Origin of the sequence: Pseudomonas sp. C2B4 (genome assembly GCF_013359695.1) — a bacterium.
GTDB lineage: Bacteria > Pseudomonadota > Gammaproteobacteria > Pseudomonadales > Pseudomonadaceae > Aquipseudomonas.
Genome location: NZ_JABFMU010000066.1, coordinates 26,511 through 33,848, shown reverse-complemented (window position 1 = coordinate 33,848; position 7,338 = coordinate 26,511). Strand labels below are relative to the sequence as shown.

The following is a 7,338-nucleotide window of genomic DNA, read 5'->3' as shown; positions in this document are numbered from 1 at the left end:
ACTCGCCGTAAGGGCGAAACCATAAGCAGCCGTTACCGCAGAAATGGATATGTACACCAACCTACTCACCCCCAAAACCAACCATTCATCCCAAAGCGATACAAAAAACAAATACGACACGTCATTTTCAGTTTGATATTAATTTCTGTATCGCTTATAAAGTTCTCCATGCCCTCGCAATGCCCCTGAACAAAAAAGAGGCCGGAGACCGAAATGTACGCACAGCTTGTAGAAACTGGTGTAAAGCGCATCAAGGACGTGTCGGAGATGTCCGATCAGGAACGCGCCTTCCAGGAAAAAATCGATTCAGAAATCAAGATCGAAGCCAAGAACTGGATGCCAGATGCTTACCGGCAGACCCTGATCCGGCAGATTTCCCAGCACGCTCACTCCGAGATCGTCGGCATGCTGCCCGAAGGCAACTGGGTCACCCGTGCGCCGACGCTCAAACGCAAATTGCAATTGATGGCCAAGATCCAGGACGAAGCCGGCCACGGCCTGTACCTGTACAGCGCCATGGAAACCCTGGGCGCCGATCGCGATACAGAAATCGACAAGTTGCACAGCGGCAAAGCCAAGTATTCGAGCATCTTCAACTACCCGACGCTGAACTGGGCCGACATGGGCGCGGTGGGCTGGCTGGTAGACGGTGCGGCGATCGTCAACCAGGTGGTGCTGCAGCGCACCTCCTACGGCCCGTACTCCCGGGCGATGATCCGCATCTGCAAGGAAGAGAGCTTCCACCAGCGCCAGGGCTACGAAATCCTGCTGACCATGATGCGTCACGGCAATCAGGCGCAAAAAGACATGGTCCAGGACGCGATCAACCGTCTGTGGTGGCCAGCGCTGATGATGTTCGGCCCGAGCGACGAACACTCGCCGAACAGCGCCCAGTCCATGGCCTGGAAAATCAAGCGCCAGAGCAACGACGAACTGCGCCAGCGCTTCATCGACCAGACCATCCCGCAACTGGAGTTGCTGGGCTGCACCTGCCCCGACCCGGACCTGAAGTGGAACGCCGAGACCGGCCATTACGACTTCGGCCAGATCCAGTGGGACGAATTCTACGAAGTGCTCAAGGGCAACGGCCCGTGCAACCACGAACGCGTCGCCACCCGCCGCAAGGCGATTGAAGACGGTGCCTGGGTTCGCGAAGCCGCCGTCGCCCACGCCCGCAAAAAACAAAACAAGAACGCCGCCTGATTCGGCCACCTGATGTGGAGTAATTGAAATGTCCGAGTGGACCCTCTTCGAAGTTTTCGTGCGCAGCAAGCACGGCCTGAACCACAAGCACGTCGGCAGCGTGCATGCCGCCGACACCACCATGGCCATCGAGAACGCGCGCGAGCTCTACACCCGTCGCAGCGAAGGCGTGAGCCTGTGGGTCGTGCCATCGGCGTTGATCACCGCCTCGTCGCCGGATGAAAAAGACCCGCTGTTCGACCCGTCGGACGACAAGGTCTACCGCCACGCCAGCTTCTACGAGCTGCCGGCCGAAGTCGGGCACATGTGAGGTCGACCATGAATAACAAGACCGATCTGATCGAATACTTGCTGCGCCTAGGCGACAGCGCCCTGATCCAGGGCCAGCGCCTGTGCCAGTGGTGCGGCAAGGCCCCGGCCCTGGAAGAAGAGCTGGCGCTGATGAACGTTGGCCTGGACCTCGTCGGCCAGGCCCGCAACTGGCTGGACTACGCCGCCGAACTGCTGGACGACGGCCGCGACGCCGATGACCTGGCGTTCCGCCGCGACGAGCGCGCCTACCGCAACCTGCTGCTGGTGGAACAACCCAACGGCGACTACGCGGTCACCATCCTCAAGCAGTTCCTGTACGACGCCTGGCACCTGGAAGTACTCAAGGGCCTGACTCAATCCAGCGATGAGCGCATCGCCGGCATCGCCGCCAAGGCCGTGAAGGAAGTCACCTATCACCTGCGCCGCTCCGGCGAGTGGGTCGAGCGCTTGGGCGACGGCACTGAAGAGAGCCACAAGCGCATGCTCGCGGCCATTCCCGAAGTCTGGCGCTTCACCGTGGAACTGATCGCCGCCGATGACAGCGAACAGCGCCTGTGCGAAGCCGGCATCACCCCGGACATCGCCAGCGTGGCTGCGCAATGGCAAGCCAAGGTCAACGAGATTTTCGCCAGCGCCACCCTGCCCGTGCCGGCCGCGCCAAGCTATTTCTACCTGAATGCGCGCAAGGGCCTGCACACCGAGCATTTGGGCATTCTGCTGGCCGAGATGCAGTTCCTGCCACGAGCGTACCCCGATGCAACCTGGTGAGCTGATTGCCAGCGACCTCGGCGCCCGGCCGGCACAACCGACCGACCTGGCTGCCGCTTGGGCGATCCTGTCCGAGGTCATGGACCCGGAAGTGCCGGTGGTCAGCGTGGTTGACTTGGGGATTGTCCGCGATCTGGACTGGCAGGCCGGGCATCTGCACGTAGTGGTCACGCCGACCTACTCCGGCTGCCCCGCCACCGAGGTGATCGAGGGCGATATCCGTGAGGCGCTGGAGCAGGCCGGTTTCCGCGCGCCGAACCTGGAGCGCCGGTTGACCCCGGCCTGGACCACCGACTGGATCAGCGACAGCGGCCGTGAACGCCTGCGCGCCTACGGCATCGCACCACCCAGCGGCAGCACCAGCAAGCGCAGCCTGCTCGGCGAAAGCCCGGTGATCGCCTGCCCGCAATGCGGCAGCGTCCACACCGAGGTGCTCAGCGAGTTCGGCTCCACCGCGTGCAAGGCGCTGTATCGCTGCGTCGATTGCCGGGAACCGTTCGACTATTTCAAGTGCATCTGAGCGGCGTCGGCCGTCCAGCTGGAGAACAACAATGAGCAAATTTCACAGCCTGACCATCAAGGACGTGCGCACCGAGACCCGTGACGCGGTGTCCATCGCCTTCGAGATTCCGCAGGACCTGCAGGACAGCTTCCACTTCACCCAGGGCCAGCACCTGGTGATGCGCACCCAGCTGGACGGCGAAGAAGTCCGCCGCTCCTACTCGATCTGCACCGGGGTCAACGACGGTGAACTGCGTGTGGCCATCAAGCGCGTGGCCGGCGGGCGCTTTTCCGCATTCGCCAACGAACACCTGAAAGCCGGGCAAAGCCTGGAAGTCATGCCGCCCACCGGCCATTTCAGCGTGGAACTGGACCCGACTCGCCATGGCCAATACCTGGCCGTCGCGGCCGGCAGCGGCATCACGCCGATCCTGTCGATAATCAAGACCACCCTGGAAACCGAGCCCCACAGCCGCGTCACCCTGCTGTACGGCAACCGTTCCAGTTCCGGTGCGCTGTTTCGCGAGCAGCTGGAAGACCTGAAAAACCGTTACCTGCAACGCCTGAACCTGATCTTCGTGTTCAGCCGCGAGCAGCAGGATGTCGACCTGTACAACGGCCGGATCAACGCCGAGAAATGCGAGCAGCTGTTCAGCCGCTGGCTCGACGTCAAAGCCCTGGACGCCGCCTTCATCTGCGGCCCGCAGGAAATGACCGAGACCGTGCGTGACAGCCTGAAAGCCAAGGGCATGTCGCCCGAGCGCATTCACTTCGAACTGTTCGCCGCCGCCGGCAGCCAGCAGAAACGCGAAGCCCGCGAGGCCGCCCGGCAGATGGATTCGGCGGTCAGCCAGATCACCGTCATCAGCGACGGCCGCGCCCTGGCCTTCGACCTGCCGCGCAACAGCCAGAGCATCCTCGACGCCGGCAACGCCCAAGGCGCCGAACTGCCTTACTCGTGCAAGGCCGGCGTGTGCTCGACCTGCAAGTGCAAGGTCATCGAAGGCGAAGTTGAAATGGACAGCAACCACGCCCTGGAGGACTACGAAGTGGCCGCCGGCTATGTGCTGTCGTGCCAGGCCTTCCCGATCAGCGACAAAGTCGTGCTGGATTTCGACCAGCTCTAAAACACCTGCACCACCAAACCCTGTGGGAGCGAGCCTGCTCGCGAAGACTGAGCATCAGGCAACATCGATGTTGAATCTGATGGCCTCTTCGCGAGCAGGCTCGCTCCCACAGTTAACCGATAACTGCCGCCAACTCACTGTTCATCCCACAACAAAAACAAGAGAACAACCATGAGCCCCCAAGACATAGAACTCATCCGCCAACACCCCGACTTCATTCAGCTGGTACGCCGCAAGCAGAAGCTGTACTGGTCGCTGAGCCTGACCATGCTGGTGATCTATTACGGCTTCGTACTGCTGGTGGCGTTTTCCCCCTCCACCCTCGGCCAGTCCCTGAGCGGCGGCGTGACCACTGTGGGCATGCTGGTGGGTGTGGTGATCGTGATGCTCGCTTTCGCGCTGACCGGTTTCTATGTCTATCGCGCCAACAACGTGATCGACCCGCTGAATGAAAAACTCAAGCAGGAGTGCGCCCGATGAGCCGCCTTCTCGCGTTGTTCCTGCTGCCGCTGGCGGCAGTCACTGATATTGCGATGGCCGCCGACGGCGCAGCCCGCCCACTGAACTGGAACGCCATCGGCATGTTCCTGGTGTTCGTGCTGTTCACCCTCGGCGTAACGCGCTGGGCAGCCTTGCGCACCCGTTCGGCCAGCGACTTCTACACCGCCGGCGGCGGCATGACCGGTTTCCAGAACGGCCTGGCGATTGCCGGCGACATGATCTCCGCGGCGTCCTTCCTCGGCATTTCCGCGATGATGTTCCTCAACGGCTACGACGGTTTGCTCTACGCCCTGGGCGTATTGGCCGGCTGGCCAATCATCCTGTTCCTGATCGCCGAACGCTTGCGCAACCTCGGCAAATACACCTTCGCCGACGTGGTTTCCTATCGCCTGGAACAGACCCCGGTGCGCCTGACCTCGGCCTTCGGCACCCTGACCGTGGCCCTGATGTACCTGGTGGCGCAGATGGTCGGCGCCGGCAAATTGATCGAATTGCTGTTCGGCATCGACTACCTCTATGCAGTGATGCTGGTCGGCGTGCTGATGGTGTTCTACGTGACCTTTGGCGGCATGCTCGCCACCACCTGGGTACAGATCATCAAAGCGGTGATGCTGCTGTTCGGTACCAGTTTCATGGCGTTCATGGTGCTCAAGCATTTCGGTTTCAGCACCGAAGCAATGTTCGCCGGTGCCACCGCCGTACACGCCAAAGGCACCGCGATCATGGCGCCGGGCGGCTTGCTGTCCAACCCGATCGACGCGATTTCCCTGGGGCTGGGCATGATGTTCGGCACCGCCGGCCTGCCGCATATCCTGATGCGTTTCTTCACCGTCAGCGATGCCAAGGAAGCGCGCAAGAGCGTGTTCTACGCCACCGGTTTCATCGGCTACTTCTACTTGCTGCTGATCATCGTCGGCTTCGGCGCCATTGTCATGGTCGGTACCGATCCGTCGTACCGCGACGCGGCTGGCGCGATCATCGGTGGCGGCAACATGGTCGCTGTTCACTTGGCCCAAGCTGTCGGCGGCAATCTGTTCCTCGGCTTCATTTCGGCAGTCGCCTTCGCCACCATTCTGGCAGTGGTTGCCGGGCTGGCGCTGTCCGGCGCCTCGGCGGTGTCCCACGACCTGTATGCCTGCGTGATGCGCAAGGGCCAGGCCACCGAGCAGCAAGAGATGCGCGTGTCGCGGATCGCCACCCTGTGCATCGGCGTGCTGGCAATCATCCTTGGCCTGCTGTTCGAATCGCAGAACATCGCTTTCCTGTCTGGCCTGGTGCTGGCCATCGCCGCCTCGGTGAATTTCCCGGTGCTGTTCCTTTCGATGTACTGGAAAGGCCTGACCACCCGTGGCGCTGTCCTCGGCAGTTTGTCCGGACTGGTCTCGGCGATTGTGTTGTTGGTGCTGAGCCCGGCGGTGTGGGTCAACGTGATGCATCACGACAAGGCACTGTTCCCGTACTCCAACCCGGCGCTGTTTTCCATGAGTCTGGCGTTCTTTAGTGCATGGCTGTTTTCCGTCACTGACACCTCGCCCCGTGCAGCCCTTGAGCGTGGCCGTTATCTGGCGCAGTTCATCCGCTCAATGACCGGCATCGGCGCCACTGGCGCCAGCAAACACTAAACGACGACCGATCAGTTGGCTGGGAATAAAAATAATGAAACCCGCACGTAACACGTCTTGTGAATCACTGTTTTCGCTGGCCGCCGCATTGAGTCTGCCCATGATCGCCCCCAGCGCCATGGCCGACTTCATCGGCGACAGCAAGGCCCGTATTGATATGCGCAACCACTACATCAACCGCGATTTCCGTCAGGACAACGCGCCGCAATCCCAGGCTGAAGAATGGGCCCAGGGATTCACTGCGCGCATCGAGTCCGGGTTCACCGACGGCACTTTCGGTTTCGGTCTCGATGCACTGGGCGAACTGGGGATCAAGCTCGACTCCAGTCCCGACCGTCGTGGCACCGGGCTGCTGCCGTTTGGCCCGCAGAGCCATGAGCCGGACGACGATTACAGCGAACTGGGCCTGACCGGAAAATTGCGGGTCTCCAAGAGCGTGCTGAAACTCGGCACCCTGCAGCCCTTGTTGCCAGTGGCGACTTACAACGACACACGCCTGTTGAGTTCGACCTTTGAAGGCGGCTTGCTGACCAGCCAGGAAATCGACAGCCTGACGGTGAATGCCGGACGCCTGACCAAGACCAACCTGCGGGACTCCTCCAGCAACGATGACATCGGCTTCGGCGCCGCCACCAGCGATCACTTCGACTTCGGCGGTGGCAGCTACGCGTTCAGCCCGCAACTGAATGTGAGCTACTACTACGGCAAGCTCGACCAGATCTATCGTCAGCAATTCGCCGGACTGGTGCACACGCAACCGTTGGGCAATGGCTTCAACCTGCGCAGCGACCTGCGTTATTTCGACAGCCGCGGCGACGGCGCCGAGCGGGCCGGGCGCATCGACAACCGTAACTTCAACGGCATGTTCACGGTGGCCCACGGTGCCCACAAGGTCAGTGCCGCCTACCAGCAACTGTCCGGCGACAGCGCCTTTCCGTTCCTCAACGGCGGTGATCCGTACGTGGTCAACCTGGTGACTTTCAACACCTTTACCCGCGCCGACGAGGATTCCTGGCAGCTGCGTTACGACTATGACTTCGCGGCGCAAGGCATTCCCGGCCTGACCTTCATGTCCCGCTATACCGACGGCCGCCACGTCAAGGCGGGCAGCGTCGACAACGGTCGCGAATGGGAGCGCGACACCGATATCAGCTACGTCATCCAGAGCGGTGTGTTCAAGAACGTCAGCCTGCGCTGGCGTAACGTGACCTTCCGTTCCGGCAATGGCTTGACTACCGCCCTCGATGAGAACCGGCTGATCGTCGGTTACACCTTGGCGCTTTGGTAATTCCGAAAGGGCGCGG

At 61.5% G+C, this 7,338-nt stretch carries 8 protein-coding genes; all 8 read left to right on the top strand.

Annotated elements, in window-relative coordinates; translation table 11 throughout:
* The first annotated feature begins 213 nt into the window (after window positions 1-213).
* The gene (gene paaA, locus HNQ83_RS27065; protein WP_175391915.1) at window positions 214-1,203 is read left to right on the top strand and encodes a 1,2-phenylacetyl-CoA epoxidase subunit PaaA; all 990 of its coding nucleotides are present in this window, start codon (window positions 214-216) and stop codon (window positions 1,201-1,203) included.
* A gap of 28 nt (window positions 1,204-1,231) precedes the next feature.
* Window positions 1,232-1,513, top strand: coding sequence for a 1,2-phenylacetyl-CoA epoxidase subunit PaaB (gene paaB, locus HNQ83_RS27060; protein ID WP_007943393.1), 282 nt, complete (start codon window positions 1,232-1,234; stop codon window positions 1,511-1,513).
* 8 nt (window positions 1,514-1,521) lie between these two features.
* Window positions 1,522-2,283, top strand: coding sequence for a 1,2-phenylacetyl-CoA epoxidase subunit PaaC (gene paaC / locus HNQ83_RS27055; RefSeq protein ID WP_175391914.1), 762 nt, complete (start codon window positions 1,522-1,524; stop codon window positions 2,281-2,283).
* A complete protein-coding gene (paaD, locus tag HNQ83_RS27050) occupies window positions 2,270-2,803 on the top strand; it encodes a 1,2-phenylacetyl-CoA epoxidase subunit PaaD (protein ID WP_175391913.1) in 534 nt (177 codons plus the stop codon). The genes paaC and paaD overlap by 14 nt, the downstream gene beginning before the upstream one ends.
* 31 nt (window positions 2,804-2,834) lie before the next feature.
* Window positions 2,835-3,911 (top strand): 1,2-phenylacetyl-CoA epoxidase subunit PaaE, encoded by a 1,077-nt coding sequence (gene paaE / locus HNQ83_RS27045; RefSeq protein ID WP_175391912.1) that lies wholly within the window; start codon window positions 2,835-2,837, stop codon window positions 3,909-3,911.
* A gap of 171 nt (window positions 3,912-4,082) precedes the next feature.
* On the top strand, window positions 4,083-4,391 hold the full coding sequence (locus HNQ83_RS27040; RefSeq protein WP_175391911.1) for a DUF485 domain-containing protein: 309 nt from the start codon (window positions 4,083-4,085) through the stop codon (window positions 4,389-4,391).
* On the top strand, window positions 4,388-6,034 hold the full coding sequence (locus HNQ83_RS27035; RefSeq protein WP_175391910.1) for a cation acetate symporter: 1,647 nt from the start codon (window positions 4,388-4,390) through the stop codon (window positions 6,032-6,034). Before HNQ83_RS27040 ends, HNQ83_RS27035 begins: the two co-directional genes overlap by 4 nt.
* A gap of 34 nt (window positions 6,035-6,068) precedes the next feature.
* The gene (locus HNQ83_RS27030; RefSeq protein WP_175391909.1) at window positions 6,069-7,322 is read left to right on the top strand and encodes an OprD family porin; all 1,254 of its coding nucleotides are present in this window, start codon (window positions 6,069-6,071) and stop codon (window positions 7,320-7,322) included.
* Window positions 7,323-7,338: the final 16 nt, after the last annotated feature.

Bases quoted from the DNA above. Each gene is read 5' to 3' on its own strand.
- paaA (WP_175391915.1), top strand. From the start codon at position 214: ATGTACGCACAGCTTGTAGAAACTGGTGTAAAGCGCATCAAGGACGTG.
- paaB (WP_007943393.1), top strand. From the start codon at position 1,232: ATGTCCGAGTGGACCCTCTTCGAAGTTTTCGTGCGCAGCAAGCACGGC.
- paaC (WP_175391914.1), top strand. From the start codon at position 1,522: ATGAATAACAAGACCGATCTGATCGAATACTTGCTGCGCCTAGGCGAC.
- paaD (WP_175391913.1), top strand. From the start codon at position 2,270: ATGCAACCTGGTGAGCTGATTGCCAGCGACCTCGGCGCCCGGCCGGCA.
- paaE (WP_175391912.1), top strand. From the start codon at position 2,835: ATGAGCAAATTTCACAGCCTGACCATCAAGGACGTGCGCACCGAGACC.
- HNQ83_RS27040 (WP_175391911.1), top strand. From the start codon at position 4,083: ATGAGCCCCCAAGACATAGAACTCATCCGCCAACACCCCGACTTCATT.
- HNQ83_RS27035 (WP_175391910.1), top strand. From the start codon at position 4,388: ATGAGCCGCCTTCTCGCGTTGTTCCTGCTGCCGCTGGCGGCAGTCACT.
- HNQ83_RS27030 (WP_175391909.1), top strand. From the start codon at position 6,069: ATGAAACCCGCACGTAACACGTCTTGTGAATCACTGTTTTCGCTGGCC.